This is a genomic window from Pseudomonas marginalis, assembly GCF_024169655.1.
Classification (GTDB): domain Bacteria; phylum Pseudomonadota; class Gammaproteobacteria; order Pseudomonadales; family Pseudomonadaceae; genus Aquipseudomonas; species Aquipseudomonas paraveronii.
Genome location: NZ_JALJWV010000001.1, coordinates 2590256 through 2604716 on the forward strand (window position 1 = coordinate 2590256; position 14461 = coordinate 2604716).

12 protein-coding genes are annotated in these 14461 nt (G+C 63.5%); 2 read left to right on the forward strand and 10 right to left on the reverse strand.

The genetic code is table 11. From position 1 onward, the window contains the following. The first annotated feature begins 45 nt into the window (after window positions 1–45). Window positions 46–1671, forward strand: coding sequence for a methyl-accepting chemotaxis protein (locus J2Y83_RS11700; RefSeq protein ID WP_253395312.1), 1626 nt, complete (start codon window positions 46–48; stop codon window positions 1669–1671). A 114-nt stretch (window positions 1672–1785) separates the two neighbouring features. Here J2Y83_RS11700 and J2Y83_RS11705 read toward each other — a convergent pair whose 3' ends face one another. From J2Y83_RS11705 to J2Y83_RS11750, 10 genes are all read right to left on the reverse strand, one after another. Next, a complete protein-coding gene (locus J2Y83_RS11705; protein ID WP_253395314.1) occupies window positions 1786–2763 on the reverse strand; it encodes a 2-hydroxyacid dehydrogenase in 978 nt (325 codons plus the stop codon). Beyond that, entirely contained in the window at window positions 2760–4058 is a 1299-nt protein-coding gene (locus J2Y83_RS11710; RefSeq protein WP_253395316.1) for an MFS transporter, read from the reverse strand. The genes J2Y83_RS11705 and J2Y83_RS11710 overlap by 4 nt, the downstream gene beginning before the upstream one ends. 45 nt (window positions 4059–4103) lie before the next feature. Next, complete coding sequence (locus tag J2Y83_RS11715; RefSeq protein ID WP_253395318.1) at window positions 4104–5045, reverse strand: sugar kinase; 942 nt, start codon at window positions 5043–5045, stop codon at window positions 4104–4106. Continuing rightward, window positions 5038–5820: a sugar phosphate isomerase/epimerase family protein gene (locus tag J2Y83_RS11720; protein WP_253395320.1), complete on the reverse strand. Its 783-nt coding sequence runs from the start codon at window positions 5818–5820 to the stop codon at window positions 5038–5040. Before J2Y83_RS11720 ends, J2Y83_RS11715 begins: the two co-directional genes overlap by 8 nt. A gap of 68 nt (window positions 5821–5888) precedes the next feature. Further along, entirely contained in the window at window positions 5889–6908 is a 1020-nt protein-coding gene (locus J2Y83_RS11725; RefSeq protein WP_253395322.1) for a LacI family DNA-binding transcriptional regulator, read from the reverse strand. Window positions 6909–7011: 103 nt separating this feature from the next. After that, a complete protein-coding gene (locus J2Y83_RS11730) occupies window positions 7012–7611 on the reverse strand; it encodes a LysE family translocator (RefSeq protein ID WP_253395324.1) in 600 nt (199 codons plus the stop codon). A 54-nt stretch (window positions 7612–7665) separates the two neighbouring features. Next, window positions 7666–8505 carry an AraC family transcriptional regulator gene (locus tag J2Y83_RS11735; protein ID WP_253395326.1) on the reverse strand — a complete coding sequence of 280 codons (840 nt, stop codon included), beginning with the start codon at window positions 8503–8505 and terminating at the stop codon, window positions 7666–7668. Between the two features lie 74 nt (window positions 8506–8579). Beyond that, on the reverse strand, window positions 8580–9221 hold the full coding sequence (locus tag J2Y83_RS11740; RefSeq protein ID WP_253395329.1) for a DUF1345 domain-containing protein: 642 nt from the start codon (window positions 9219–9221) through the stop codon (window positions 8580–8582). 52 nt (window positions 9222–9273) lie between these two features. Next, window positions 9274–12363, reverse strand: coding sequence for an efflux RND transporter permease subunit (locus J2Y83_RS11745; protein ID WP_253395331.1), 3090 nt, complete (start codon window positions 12361–12363; stop codon window positions 9274–9276). 12 nt (window positions 12364–12375) lie between these two features. Continuing rightward, on the reverse strand, window positions 12376–13533 hold the full coding sequence (locus J2Y83_RS11750; RefSeq protein WP_253395333.1) for an efflux RND transporter periplasmic adaptor subunit: 1158 nt from the start codon (window positions 13531–13533) through the stop codon (window positions 12376–12378). Between the two features lie 224 nt (window positions 13534–13757). Here J2Y83_RS11750 and J2Y83_RS11755 point away from each other — a divergent pair, with 224 nt between their 5' ends. Then, window positions 13758–14459 (forward strand): response regulator transcription factor, encoded by a 702-nt coding sequence (locus tag J2Y83_RS11755; RefSeq protein ID WP_253395335.1) that lies wholly within the window; start codon window positions 13758–13760, stop codon window positions 14457–14459. Window positions 14460–14461: the final 2 nt, after the last annotated feature.

The window sequence follows — 14461 nt, forward strand, 5'->3', positions numbered from 1 at the left end:
CCGCTGCACGGATGCGCGCAGACACTCCTTCTTGAGAATACCTCTATGTCTCTTCGTCATCTGAATATTGCTCCTCGAGCTTCTCTCGGCTTCGCATTCATTGCGTTGTTGGTGGTGGTATTGGGCGTGTTTGCAGTCAATCGCATGACGCTGATCCGTCAGGCGTCGGTGGATATGAGCAGCAACCAACTGCCCAGCGTGGCCTACTTGGGCAATCTCACGGAAAACGTCTTGCGCATGCGTATCTTGTCGTTTCGCGTGCTGGTCAACCGTGAACCGGCCGCGTTGCAAGAGGCGCAAACGCGCATCGCCGCACTGATCGACAAGGTCAGAGCCGCCCAGGCCGGTTATTCAGCGTTACCTTCCGTGCCTGAGGAAGCGGCCCTGTACAAGACGTTTGTCGGCACCTTGGACAACTACCTGACGGCCCAGGCCGAGATGCTGGCCCTGTCCCAGCAAAACAAGGTCGATGAGATGCGCGACTTGATCAATACCCGGATCAAGAACGGCACCGATCAGATGGGCGAGCAGTTGAACAAGCTGATCGCCATCAATTCCGCCGGCGCCAAGCAAGCCAGCGACCAGGCGGGCCAGAGCTACGACAGCGCGATCACCGGCATCGTCGTCGTCGCGGTGGCCGCCGCCTTGCTCACGGTGCTGTTGGCCTGGTTGCTGACCCGCAGCATCGTCACGCCGCTGCGCAAAGCTGTGGAAGTGGCGGAAACCATTGCTGGCGGCAACCTGAGCAAAGTCATTGAAGATGATGGCAAGGATGAACCGGCGCGGCTGATCAGCGCGTTGTCGACCATGCAAACCAACCTGCGCCAGACCATCCAGCACATCGCCGGTTCGGCCACGCAATTGGCCTCGGCCGCGGAAGAGTTGAGCGCAGTCACCGAAGAAGCCTCCAAAGGCTTGCAGCAACAAAATAATGAAATCGACCAGGCAGCCACCGCCGTCAATGAGATGACCGCCGCCGTGGAAGAGGTGGCGCGTAACGCGGTGTCCACCTCCGAAGCCTCCACCCAGTCCAACCAAGCGGCCCGGGAAGGCCGTGACCGCGTGGTCGAGACCGTCGGCGCGATCCAGACCATGACCCAGGATGTGCAAAACACCTCGCTGCTGATCGAAGGCCTGGCCACCCAGGGGCGGGACATCGGCAAGGTCCTCGACGTGATCCGGGCGATTGCCGAGCAGACCAACCTGCTGGCGCTCAACGCTGCGATCGAAGCCGCCCGAGCCGGTGAAGCCGGGCGCGGCTTCGCGGTGGTGGCGGACGAGGTGCGGGCGCTGGCCCATCGCACCGCGCAGTCGACCCAGGAAATCGAGAAAATGGTCGCCGGTATCCAGAACGGCACCGGTGAAGCCGTGCAATCGATGCAACAGAGTAACCAGCGGACCCATAACACCCTGGAACTGGCCCGTGCGGCCGGCGTGGCACTGGAGCAGATCACCCAGTCGATCAGCCTGATCAACGAGCGCAACCTGGTGATCGCCAGCGCGTCGGAGGAGCAGGCCCAGGTGTCGCGTGAAGTGGACCGCAATCTGGTCAACATCCGCGACCTGGCGACCCAGTCGGCGGCCGGCGCCAACCAGACCAGCGCGGCCAGCCATGAGCTGTCGCGCCTGGCGGTGGATTTGAACGCGATGGTGGCCAGGTTCGTTATCTGACCTGAAATGCGCTAAAAAATGTGGGAGTGGGCTTGCCCGCGATAGCGGTGTGACAGTCAGCGCATTTAAAGCTGACCCACCGCAATCGCGGGCAAGCCCCCTCCCACATTTGCGCTATTGCGCCCAGGCGCCTGGATTGACCAGGTTTTTCGGCTTCTGACCCGCTAGCGCCGCGAGCAGATTATCCACCGCGCACTCGGCCATCGCTTCGCGCGTTTCATGGGTCGCCGAGCCGATATGCGGCGTTGCCACCACATTGTTCAAACGCAGCAACGGCGAATCGTGGGGCAGCGGTTCGCGCTCGAACACATCCAGCCCCGCCGCGCGAATCGTGTGTTGCTGCAAGGCTTCGATCAGCGCGGCCTCATCCACCACTTTGCCGCGTGAGATATTGATAAAGATCGTCTGCGGCCCCATCAGCGCGAATTCTTCAGCACCGATCAACTGCTCGGTTTCGGCGGTGAGCGGCAGTGTCAGGCAGACGAAGTCCGCTTGTTGCAGCAAGTCTTTCAGGCTGCGGTACTGCGCGCCGAAGCGTTTTTCCACCTGCGGCTTGGGCGAGTGGCTGTGGTAGAGCACCGGCATGCCAAAGCCAAAATGCCCGCGCTGGGCCAGTGCTTCACCAATGCGGCCCATGCCGATGATGCCCAGGGTCTTGCCATGCACATCGCTGCCGAAGTGCGCCGGGCCGATATTTTTATTCCACTGGCCGGCACGCACCATATCGGCCAGTTCGACCACCCGGCGCGCGGTGGCGAGGATCAGCGCGAAGCCGGTGTCGGCGGTGGTTTCGGTCAGCACATCGGGTGTGTTGCTGAGCAGGATGCCGCGCCGGGTCAGGTACTCGACGTCGTAGTTGTCGACGCCGACGGACACGCTGGCCACCGCCTCCAACTGCGGTGCCAGGTCCAGCAGGGTGGCGTCCAGGCGCAGGCTCGCACCGAGCAAACCGTGGGCGCCGGGGAGGGCGTCGCGCAGCTTGGCCAGGCCGGGTGCGTCGAGCGCGTCGATCAGCGTGACCTCGGCGCGCGCATGCAGACGAGCCATCAGCGGCGCGGAGAGTTTTTTGTACAACACGACAGACTTTTTCATCCGGTCTTCACCTTTAATTCGAGGGTATGCAACGGCGCGCGCTCACGGTCGCTGGCGCCGGGCTTGAGGAAAATCGTCAGCACCACCGAGAACATCAACGCGCCGCTCATCAGCAGGTAAGAGGCGCCGGGTGAACCGGTGCTGCTATTGAGGTAACCCACCAGGTACGAGCCGCCGAACGAGCCGAGCGCGCCCATGCTGTTGATCAATGCCATGGCGCCGCCGGCGACGTTGGCCGGCAGGATTTCCGGGACAATCGCGAAAAACGGCCCATAGGGCGCATACATGCACGCCCCGGCAATCACCAGCAGCGTGTAGGACCACCAGAAGTGTTCGGCGCCGAGCACGTAAGACGCATAGAAAGCGATGGAGGCGATCAGCAACGGCGGCCACACAAACCGCTTACGCTTTTGCAGCTTGTCCGACCCCCACGACACCACCAGCATGCCGATCACCGCCGCCAGGTACGGCAGCGCCGACAACCAGCCGGCCTCGACCATGTTCATCTGCAGCCCGGCCTTGAGGATCGACGGCAACCACAGCACAAACCCGTACACGCCGATGCTCCAGCAGAAGAACTGCAGCGCGAGGATGATGACCTTGGGCGAGCGAAACGCTTCGGCGTAGTTCTTCACCGCTTTGATCCCCACCTGTTCGGCGGCGAGGGCGGTTTCCAGTGCGCGCTTTTCGCTGTCGTTCAGCCACTTGGCATCCTTGGGCCGCTCATCGGCCAGGCGCCACCAGATAAACGCCCACAGCACCGCCGGCAAGCCTTCGACGATGAACATCCAGCGCCAGCTGAAATGCTGCACCAGATAGCCAGACACCACCGACATCCACAGCATGGTCACCGGGTTGCCGAGGATCAGGAACGTGTTGGCCCGCGAGCGTTCGGCACGGGTGAACCAGTGGCACAGGTACACCAGCATCGCCGGCATCACTGCGGCTTCGACCACGCCGAGCGTGAACCGAATGGCGATCAGCATGTAAGCGTTGGACACCACGCCCGTCAGGGTGGCCAGGCCGCCCCAGAGGATCAGGCTGACGAAAATCAACTGCTTCACGCTGCGCTTTTGCGCGTAGATCGCCCCCGGCACCTGGAAGAAGAAGTAGCCGAGGAAAAACAGGGCGCCGAGCAAGGACGACATGCCCGGCGTGATCATCAAGTCTTCGGCCATCCCGGAGGCGGCGGCGAAACCGTAGTTGGCGCGGTCCAGGTACGCCAGGCTGTAGGTGATAAAGACGATGGGCATGATGTACCACCAACGGCGGGTGGCGAGTTTAAAGGTATCCATGGGGTTGCTCCTGAGCTTGTTGTAGTTGTGGCAACAGGGAGTGGGTCAAGCAACGGATCGGGTCGGCAGCTCCGCACGTGTGGGTAAGCCTTCCATATCGCCGCGGCTCTGCACGGCACGGCTGCCGATCCAGTTGCCGCGGTGTACCGCCTCGCGGAAGCTGAGGTTTTCGAGCAGGGCGCTGATCATGCCGACGGCAAAGCCATCACCGGCGCCGACGGTGTCGACCACCTTGTCCACGCGCACGGCGGCGACAAAGCCCTGGTCCATTTGGGTGCGGTAATACGCGCCTTCCGGGCCGAGCTTGATGGCCACCGCTTCGGCGCCCTGGTCCAGGTAAAACGCGGCGATATCCGCCGGGTCGTCGAAACCGCTGAGTAGCCGACCTTCGCTCAAGCCTGGCAAGACCCAATCGGCCAAGCCTGCGAGGGCGTTGATTTCGCGGATCATCTGCGGCTGGCTGGCCCACAGCGCCGGGCGCAGGTTCGGATCGAACGACACGCTGCGCCCGGCCTTGCGCATTTGCGTCATCAGCTCGCGGGACAACTCCCGCGTGGCCTCGGACAAGGCCGGCGGAATGCCGGTGGCGTGCAGGTGACGGGCGCCCAGCAGCGCCGGGCTGATGGCCGCAGTGGACAAGTGGCTGGCCGCCGAGCCCTTGCGGAAGTACTCGACCTGGGGATCAGCGCCGGTTTCTTCGCGGGACTTGAGCTGAAAACCGGTGGGATGCAGCGGGTCGACCGCCACGTGCCGGCAATCCAGGCCTTGTTGTTTGAGCGTGTCGAGCACAAAGCGGCCCAGGGAATCGTTACCCACCCGGCTCAGCCAGGCGACGTTGAAACCCAGGCGCGACAGGCCAATGGCGACATTGCTGTCGGCCCCGGCGATGCGTTTGTGGAAGTGGCCAACCTGGGCCAGGTCGCCGGTCTGTTCGGCGACAAACATCGCCATGGTTTCACCGAACGACAGGATATCGATCTCAGACATGGGCGTACTCCGCACGGGGTTGGCCAAGCAGGGCGAGGGTGGCGACCTGCTGGGCGGTGACTTCGACCAGGTCGTCGCCTTGCAGCGGGAATTCCACCGCCCGGGTAATACCTTGAGTCATGTGGCCCAGCAGTTGTTCCCACAGATGCAGGTCGGTGGCGCCGGGCGGCAGTGCCACCAGCTTGCCGTCCGCGCGACGGGTCACAGCCTTGCAATGCAGGTAGTCGACATGTCGGCCGAGCAGGCGCGCGGCGGTGAGGGCGGATTGGTCCTGCCAGTGCCAGTTGCCGATGTCGAAGGTCATCTTGACCGGCAGGCCAAGGCGCTCGACTTCGCTGAAGAAGCGCTGCAGCGGTTCGATGCGGCCGCCGTGCAGGGTCTGGTCGTTTTCCACCAGCAACTTGACCGGGTGGCGGCTGAGCAGGGCGTGCAGGCTTTGCAGGTCGTTGGTGTCGGTGAAGTAGCCGAGGGAGACTTTCAGCCAGCGCGCACCAAAAGCCTGGGCGCGGTCAAGGGTGGCGGCGAGCTCGGCATTCGGCTGGGCGCGGCCGGCGACCCACAGTTCCAACGGGGATGAGAACACGCACTCCAGGCCCTGCTCGGCAGCCGCCTGGGCCAGTTGCGCGGGTTGCTCAATAGTCAGCAGTTCCTCGCGCCACTCGATGCGCCGGGCACCGGCAGCCGCCAGCAGCGCGACAAAACTCAATTGGCCCTGCTGGCGCACGAGGTCGGCGCCGTAGCTGGAAAGGCTGATGGAGACGGGGTATTCATGCATTGTTGTGTCCCTCTGAAACCGGTTTCATTTTTTTGTGTTATTCACGCTAAGCGCCAGCAAGCCGGCAACTACACGGGGTTTGTCGAGCCTCGGATGATCAGCTCGGGCAGGAAGTCCAGGGTGCGCGTCGGCGCCCTGTCACCGCGCAGCCGTTTGAGCAGACAGTCGAAGGCACTGGCGCCAATCGCCTGAGTCGGCTGGGCGAGGGCGGTGATGCCGGTGCCCACCAGCGGGTACCAGTCCAGGTCATCCAGGGCGATCAGGCCAACGTCCTCGAACAGGTTGCAGCCCAAGGTCTTGAGCGCGCGGGTGCAGGCCAGTGCGGCGATGCCGTTGGCGCAGAACAACGCTTTAGGTCCGGGTTTGGCGAGAAAGGTGCGCAGGCGGTTTTCCAGCGCGTCATCCAGTTCCAGCACCGCGCCGCTCAACGCCGGGCGGCGGGCAATTTCGGCCATGAAACTGTCAAGACGCTCCAGGCGCGAGCTGGTGCCGTCGGTGGCCTCGCTGACCAGCAACACGTCGCGGTAGCCCTGTTGCTCCAGGTGTTCCACCGCCATGCGCACCGCAGCCGGGTTATCCAAACCCACCAGGTCGCTGTGCAACGGTGCGACCTTGCGGTCCACCAGCACCAGGGGCATTTCCCGTTGCAGCTCCAGCAGTTGTTCGAGGTGGTGGCCGAGGGTGTTCACGATCAGCCCTTCGATGTTGTACGAGCGCAGCGCCGCCAGATGCTGGCGCTCCTGCTCGTCATCGCGGTCGGTGTTGCACACCACCAGGCTGTAGCCGTGCTGGCGGCAGGCGGTTTCGACGCCGTGCATCACGGCAATGGAATAGGGGTTGCGGATATCGGCCACCAGCATGCCGATCAGACGCGTGCGCCCGCGTTTCAAACCACGGGCCATCTGGTTGGGGCGGTAGCCGAGTTGATCGATGGCCTGCTCGATGCGCAGCGCGATGGCGTCGGAGAGCAGGGCGCGGTCGTCGCCGATAAAGCGCGACACGCTGGCTTTGGACACGCCAGCGCGCTGGGCGACGTCAAGCATGGTCACGCGGCTGCGCTGGGCGGCAGAGAAACTGTTCACGGTCATCGACCTTCTATTTTTATTGGAATGACTGAAACCGGTTTCAGGAAACCACTAAAGTACGAAAGTCGTCAAGAAGTTGTAGGACAAAGCCAGATGACTGGTGCGTTCAGACCAATACGCTTACCCAGGCCGCCGCCAACAGCAGCAAAGCCATGCCGCGGTTGAAACGCTGCATGGTATTGGTCGAACGCAACATCTGTGCGGTTCCGGCACCCAACAGTGCCCAGGTGCCCAGGCAAGGGAGCGAGATCAGAAAAAATGCCAGGGACAGGTAGACCACCTGGCTCTGGCGCTCCGCACCATTGCCGGCAAAAACGCTGACTACCGCCAGTGCCATCATCCAGCTTTTCGGGTTGATCAATTGCAGGCTGGCGGCGCCGATCAGGCTCAGGGGCTTTTGGCGTGTATCCGCTTCGATGGCTTGGGCGGGGGCGCTGAAAATCTGCCAGGCCAGGTAATTCAGCCAGGCGATGCCGATCCATTGCATGGCGGTTTGGACCTTGGGTAGCTGCACCAAGGACCGGCCAAACCCCGACCCCACCACCAGCACGAGCAGCGCAGCACCGGCGCAGGCGCCCAGGATGATTGGCAGCGTGGCCCTGAAACCGAAGCGTGCGCTGTTACTCAGTACCAGAATATTGGTCGGGCCGGGGGTGATTGAGGCGACGAAGGCAAACAGCATGAAAGGCAGTAGCGTGGACAGCATGGTGGACGACTCCGACAGACCCATCGATGGCGTCGATCTTCACAAGCCCGCGTATCACCTGTCTGGAAGATTTGAGCAGCGCTTGCGGTAGGCGGCCGGCGTCAGGCCATAAGCGCGCACGAACCAGCGGCCCAGGTGGCTCTGGTCGGCAAAGCCCAGGGTGATCGCCACATCGGCCGGTTGTTCGCCCTTGGCCAGCAAGTGCCGGGCGCGGGCCAGGCGCAGTTGCACCAGATAAGCATGGGGCGGCAGGCCAAACGCGCTCCTGAACGCACGGGTCAGGCGGAAGCGGTCGACACCGCAGGCCAGCGCCAGGGCATCCATGCCCACATCGTGATGCAGGTGGGCGTGCAGGTATTCCCGCGCCTTATGGGCGACCAGCGGCAGGCGTGGGTCGTCACGGTAACGGGTGCGCCAGTGGAGCTGGCCGGTGAGGCGTTCGAGCAATTGGTCCATGGCCCGTTGCCGCACGATGCGCAACTCACCGCTGTGCAGGGTGCGAAAGGCCTGGCTGGTGGCGAGGGCCAGGCGTGGGTCGCTGGTCAAGGTCGTGGCAAAGCTCAGCTGGCTGTTGACCGGAGCCTCTTCGAATACCGCGCTCACTTCCCGCGCCAACCACTGCGGGTCGAGGTAGAGCATGTGGTAGGTAAAACCGTCCGCCGTGGGCGCGTCGCCGTCATGCAGCTCGCCGGGTTCCACCAGGAACACCTGGCCGGGCACGCTGTTGTGGCGCGTGCGGCGGCAGTTGAATTGCTGTACGCCTTGTTCGGTTACGCCGATCAGGTAGCTGTCGTGCCAGTGGGGATCGTAGGCATGGCCCTCGAAATGCGCGCGCAGGGTTTCGATGCCGGTGTCGGCGTCCTGGGACAGATCGATCCAATTGTGCGCGGCCATCACAACACCGAGGCGGAAGAGACGATGCTATTAGCGCCCACTGATGCGTGGGCGTCTAGAAGGTTTGTGCAGCGTCAACTGAACAATCCCGCCGCAATATTGATCGAGAAACCGAGGATCGCCGTGTTGAACAGAAACCCGATCAGCGATTGCCCCAGCACTACCTTGCGCATGGCGCGGGTGGCAACGCCTACGTCTGCTGTTTGCACGGCGACGCCGATGGTGAAGGAAAAGTACAGAAAGTCCCAATAGTTGGGGGTCAACAGCCCCTCGGCAAAACGCAGCGCCGGCTCTTTGCCGGCCCAGGTGTAATAGAGCCGGGCGTAGTGAACGCTGAAGATCACCCCGATCAACAACCATGAACCGATTATCGTCAGGCCGGTAAAGCCGTAGTGCAACAGGCGCTCGGCGGTGCTCAGGTCCTTGCTGCCGACCAGTTCGAGGGTGATCGTGGCCAGGCTGGCGATAGCCGCAATGCACACCGTGAACAGCACCAGGCCGGCGTTTTCGTCCTCAATCTCAGCGATGCGTTTGACGTCTTCGGCCTTGGCTCGGATGGTCAGCCACAGCATCAGCACCAGATAGGTCCAGACCCCGGCGTTCCAGCCGATCAGGACTTTGCTCGCGAGTGTATCGGCGGGTACCAGGATGCCAACGGCAAGGCCCAGGACGGCGGCGCAAGAGAGGCGAGGGTGGGTGCGGGCGAGGAAGGGCATGGGTGCTCACAACAAGGGCGGTTGTGAGCACCATAGCGCATTTTTTCGCGGGTTATGGACGCTTGCGCACCAACTTCATGACGACCACAAAGAACACCGGCACAAACAGCACCGCCAGCGTTGCGGTGATCATCCCGCCGATCACGCCCGTACCAATCGCTTGCTGGCTCGCCGAGCTGGCACCGGTGGCAATCGCCAGGGGCACCACGCCGAGGATGAACGCCAGCGAGGTCATGATGATCGGCCGCAAGCGCAGCCGGGCGGCCTTCACGGTGGCGTCGAGCAAGTCTTCGCCCTGGTCGTACAGGTCCTTGGCGAACTCGATGATCAGGATCGCGTTCTTCGCGGACAGGCCGATGATGGTGATCAGCCCGACCTTGAAGAACACATCGTTGGGCATGCCGCGCAAGGTCACGGCCAACACCGCGCCGAGCACGCCCAACGGCACCACCAGCAGCACCGACGTCGGGATCGACCAGCTTTCATACAGGGCGGCCAGGCACAGGAACACGATCAGCAGCGACAGGCCCAGCAGCAATGGCGCCTGGGCACCGGACAGGCGCTCCTGCAACGACAGGCCAGTCCATTCCTGGCCCAGGCCCGCCGGCAGTTGGCTGACCAGGCGCTGGATTTCTTCCATCGCCTCGCCCGTGCTGTGCCCCGGTGCCGCTTCACCGGAAATGGCGATGGCCGGGTAGCCGTTGTAACGGGTCAACTGCGAAGGACCCTGAGTCCACTTGGCTTCCACGAATGCGGACAACGGCACCATCTTGCCGGCGTTGTTGCGCACGTTGATCTTCATCAGGTCCGCGACCTGGCTGCGTTGGTCGCCTTCGGCTTGCACCACCACGCGCTGCATGCGTCCCTGGTTGGGGAAGTCGTTGATGTAGGCCGAACCGATGGCCGACGACAGCACATTGCCCACATCGGCAAAGGACACGCCCAGTGCGTTGGCTTGCTTGCGGTCGACCTGCAGTTGCACTTGCGGCGCTTCGGCCAGGGCGCTTTCGCGCACGTTGGCCAGGATCGGGCTTTTTTCGGCGGCCGCCAGCAGTTCGCTGCGCGCCGCCATCAACGCCGCATGGCCGACGCCGCCACGGTCCTGCAAGCGGAACTCGAAACCGCTGCTGGTGCCGAGGCCGTCCACCGGCGGGGGCAGGATCGCGTAGGCAATCGCGTCCTTCAGTTCGCTGAACGCCATGTTGGCACGGTCGGCAATCTCGGCGGCCGAATCCTCGCTGCTGCGTTGCGACCAGTCCTTGAGCGTGGTGAACGCCAGCGCCGCGTTCTGCCCGGAGCCGGAGAAGCTGAAGCCCATGATCATGGTGGTGTCGCCGACCCCAGGCTCTTCGGCGTTGTGCGCTTCGATCTGCTCGGCCACCTGCACCGTGCGGTTCTTGCTCGCGCCCGGCGGCAGTTGGATATCGGTGATGGTGTAACCCTGGTCTTCCACCGGCAGGAACGAGGAGGGCAGGCGACTGAACATCAACCCCAGGCCGACCAGCAGCACCAGGTAGATCACCAGGTAACGGCCGCTGCGCTTGAGGGCATACGCCACCCAGCCTTCGTAGCGGTCGGTGAACCGTTCAAAACGCCGATTGAACCAGCCGAAGAACCCGCCCTTGGCGTGGTGGTCATCCTTGGCGATCGGCTTGAGCAGGGTCGCGCAAAGTGCCGGGGTCAAGGTCAGGGCGAGGAACGCCGAGAACAGGATCGAGGTGGCCATCGACAGCGAAAACTGCTGGTAGATCACCCCCACCGAGCCTGGCATGAACGCCATCGGCAGAAACACCGCGACCAGCACCAACGTAATGCCAACGATGGCCCCGGTGATCTGGCCCATGGCCTTGCGTGTGGCTTCTTTGGGCGACAGGCCCTCGGTGACCATGATCCGCTCGACGTTCTCCACCACCACAATCGCATCGTCCACCAGGATACCGATGGCCAGCACCATGCCGAACATGGTCAGCACGTTGATCGAGAACCCCAGCAACAGCATGGTGGCGAAGGTGCCCATCAACGCAATCGGCACCACCAGGGTCGGGATCAGCGTGTAGCGCACGTTCTGCAGGAACAGGAACATCACCGCGAACACCAGCGCCATCGCCTCGAGCAAGGTGTAGACCACCTTGGTGATCGAGACTTTGACGAACGGCGAGGTGTCATACGGGATCTTGTATTCGACATTGGCCGGGAAGTAGCGCGACAGCTCATCCATCTTTGCCCGCACCAGGTTCGCGGTGTTCAGCGCGTTGGCGCCCGGCGCCAGCTGGACGCTGACGGCGGTGGACGGCTTGCCGTTCAGGCGCGTGGAGAACTGGTATTCCTGGCTGCCGATTTCCACCCGCGCTACATCGCCGATGCGCACGGTGGAGCCGTCGGGGTTGGCCTTGAGCACGATATCGGCAAATTCCGCCGGGGTCGACAACTGGCCCTTGACCAGGATCGCCGCGGTGATTTCCTGGGTCTTGGTGCCCGGCAAATCGCCGATGCTGCCGGCCGACACCTGGGCGTTCTGCGCGCTGATCGCGGCATTCACGTCGGCCGGGGTCAAGTTGAAACCGATCAGCTTCTGCGGGTCGATCCAGACGCGCATGGCCCGCTCGGCGCCATACAGCTGGGCCTTGCCTACACCGTCGAGGCGCTTGAGCTCGTTCATCACGTTGCGCGCCAGGTAATCGCTGAGCGCTACGTCATCGAGCTTGCCGTCGCTGGAGGTCAGGGTCACCAGCAGCAGGAAGCCGGCGGAGACTTTCTCCACCTGCAACCCCTGCTGGGTCACCGCCTGGGGCAAGCGCGGCTCCACGGCCTTGAGGCGGTTCTGCACATCGACCTGGGCCATTTCCGGGTTCGTGCCCGGCTGGAAGGTCGCGGTGATGGTGGCCGAGCCGAGGCTGCTCTGGGATTCGAAATACAGCAGGTGATCGGCGCCGTTGAGCTCCTGCTCGATCAGGCTGACCACGCTTTCATCCAGGGTCTGCGCCGAGGCGCCGGGGTACACCGCGTAGATTTCGACTTTCGGCGGCGCGACGTTGGGGTACTGCGCCACCGGCAACTGCGGGATCGCGAGGGCGCCGGCCAGCAGGATAAACAGGGCGACCACCCAGGCGAAGATCGGGCGGTCAATAAAGAACTGCGGCATTGTCAATGATCCTTATTGGCCGGAAGCCTGGGCGGGCGGCGTCGGGCTGTCATCCACCAGGACTTTTTCACCGGGACGTGCGTGTTGCACGCCCTCGACGACGATACGGTCACCGGCCTTGAGGCCGCTGCTGACGACCCAGCGATCATCGATCACCGCGCCCAGCTCTACCGGTTGCAGGCTCACCACCTGTTCGGCGTCCAACAACAGCACCATCGGGATGCCGGCGCTGTCACGGGTGATCGCGCGTTGCGGCACGCTGATACCTTGTTTGTCGACCGCCTGTTCCAGGCGCACGCGCACAAAACTGCCGGGCAGCAGGTCGAGGTCCGGGTTGGGGAACTCGCTGCGCAGGATGATTTGCCCGGTGCCGGGGTCGACGCTGATCTCGGCGAAGAGCAATTTGCCCGGCAGCGGATACAGGCTGCCGTCGTCTTGGATCAGCGTGGCCTTGGCCTGGTCCTGGCCGACCTGCTTCAAGCTACCGGCGCGGAAGGCGCGGCGCAGGTCGTTCAGTTCACGGGTGGACTGGGTCAGGTCGGCGTGGATCGGGTCCAGTTGCTGGATGATCGCCAGCGGCGTGGCCTCGTTCTGGCCGACCAGCGCGCCTTCGGTCACCAGCGCACGCCCGATGCGCCCGGAAATCGGCGCGGTGACGGTGGCGTAGCCCAGGTTCAATCTGGCCCGTTCGACGGCGGCCTTGTTCGCGGCGACCTCGGCGTTGGTCTGGCGCAGGGCGGCGCGGGCGTTGTCGTAGTCCTGGCCGCTGATGGCGTTGCCTTCGACCAACTGGCTGTAGCGCTGTTCTTGCAGGCGCGCCTGGAACGCATTGGCCTCGGCCTTGCTCAGGTTGGCCTGAGCGCTGTCCAGATCGGCCTTGAACGGCGCCGGGTCAATGCGAAACAGCACGTCGCCCTGTTTCACGTCACGGCCTTCCTTGAACACCTGCTGCATCACCACGCCGGCGACCCGCGCCCGCACTTCGGCAATGCGCGGCGCGGCGATGCGCCCGCTGAGTTCGCTGCTGATAGACAGGGGTTTGGCCGCAAGGGTTTCGATGCGCACGTTGGCCAGGGGCATTTCCGGCGCCTCGGCGGACGACTGGTCACACGCACTCAGGGCGAGTGTCAGGGCCAGCAGGCAAAACGGCGCAAACAGATTCTTCGACATGCTCTTATCCCAATATTGACTGGCGCATCCTAATGGCACCTGCGCCGTGGTGCTGTGAAGCTGTGTAGGTCGTCTGTGAAGAAATGTAAGGCGCGGCCCATGTTCGGCTGCGGGCGTATATCCTTGCACGACCTTGCAAACACTGAAGATCAAATGGGGCAGGGGCTTGCTCCCTGCCACAGGGGATTTGTGTAAGACCCATAACCGCATTATTTGGAAACACCATGCCCAACATCCTCCTGGTCGAAGACGACGCCGCACTCTCCGAGCTGATTGCCAGCTACCTGGAGCGCAATGGCTATCACGTCAGCGTGCTCAGCCGGGGCGACCATGTCCGCGAACGCGCGCGCCTCAACCCGCCGGATCTGGTGATCCTCGACCTGATGCTGCCCGGCCTCGACGGCCTGCAGGTGTGCCGCTTGCTGCGTGCCGACTCGGCGGGCCTGCCGATCCTGATGCTGACTGCCCGCGACGACAGCCACGACCAGGTGCTGGGCCTGGAAATGGGCGCCGACGATTACGTCACCAAACCCTGCGAGCCCCGCGTGCTGCTGGCCCGGGTACGCACGCTGTTGCGCCGCAGCAGCTTGTCCGAACCGCAGGTGGCCAACGACCAGATCGTCATCGGCAACCTGTGCATCGACCTGTCGGAACGCACCGTGACCTGGCGCGAGCAGGCGGTGGAGTTGTCCAGCGGCGAATACAACCTGCTGGTGGTGCTGGCGCGGCATGCCGGTGAAGTGCTCAGCCGCGACCAGATCCTGCAACGCCTGCGCGGCATCGAGTTCAACGGCACCGACCGCTCGGTGGACGTGGCTATCTCCAAACTGCGCCGCAAGTTCGACGACCACGCCGGCGAGGCGCGCAAGATCAAGACGGTGTGGGGCAAAGGCTATCTGTTCAGCCGATCCGAGTGGGAATGCTGAAC

What these genes read in the sequence shown, in the direction of transcription:
- J2Y83_RS11715 (WP_253395318.1), bottom strand. Translation starts at nt 5,045, where the DNA reads ATGTCTGAGATCGATATCCTGTCGTTCGGTGAAACCATGGCGATGTTT.
- J2Y83_RS11745 (WP_253395331.1), bottom strand. Translation starts at nt 12,363, where the DNA reads ATGCCGCAGTTCTTTATTGACCGCCCGATCTTCGCCTGGGTGGTCGCC.
- J2Y83_RS11705 (WP_253395314.1), bottom strand. Translation starts at nt 2,763, where the DNA reads ATGAAAAAGTCTGTCGTGTTGTACAAAAAACTCTCCGCGCCGCTGATG.
- J2Y83_RS11730 (WP_253395324.1), bottom strand. Translation starts at nt 7,611, where the DNA reads ATGCTGTCCACGCTACTGCCTTTCATGCTGTTTGCCTTCGTCGCCTCA.
- J2Y83_RS11740 (WP_253395329.1), bottom strand. Translation starts at nt 9,221, where the DNA reads ATGCCCTTCCTCGCCCGCACCCACCCTCGCCTCTCTTGCGCCGCCGTC.
- J2Y83_RS11725 (WP_253395322.1), bottom strand. Translation starts at nt 6,908, where the DNA reads ATGACCGTGAACAGTTTCTCTGCCGCCCAGCGCAGCCGCGTGACCATG.
- J2Y83_RS11735 (WP_253395326.1), bottom strand. Translation starts at nt 8,505, where the DNA reads ATGGCCGCGCACAATTGGATCGATCTGTCCCAGGACGCCGACACCGGC.
- J2Y83_RS11750 (WP_253395333.1), bottom strand. Translation starts at nt 13,533, where the DNA reads ATGTCGAAGAATCTGTTTGCGCCGTTTTGCCTGCTGGCCCTGACACTC.
- J2Y83_RS11700 (WP_253395312.1), top strand. Translation starts at nt 46, where the DNA reads ATGTCTCTTCGTCATCTGAATATTGCTCCTCGAGCTTCTCTCGGCTTC.
- J2Y83_RS11720 (WP_253395320.1), bottom strand. Translation starts at nt 5,820, where the DNA reads ATGCATGAATACCCCGTCTCCATCAGCCTTTCCAGCTACGGCGCCGAC.
- J2Y83_RS11755 (WP_253395335.1), top strand. Translation starts at nt 13,758, where the DNA reads ATGCCCAACATCCTCCTGGTCGAAGACGACGCCGCACTCTCCGAGCTG.
- J2Y83_RS11710 (WP_253395316.1), bottom strand. Translation starts at nt 4,058, where the DNA reads ATGGATACCTTTAAACTCGCCACCCGCCGTTGGTGGTACATCATGCCC.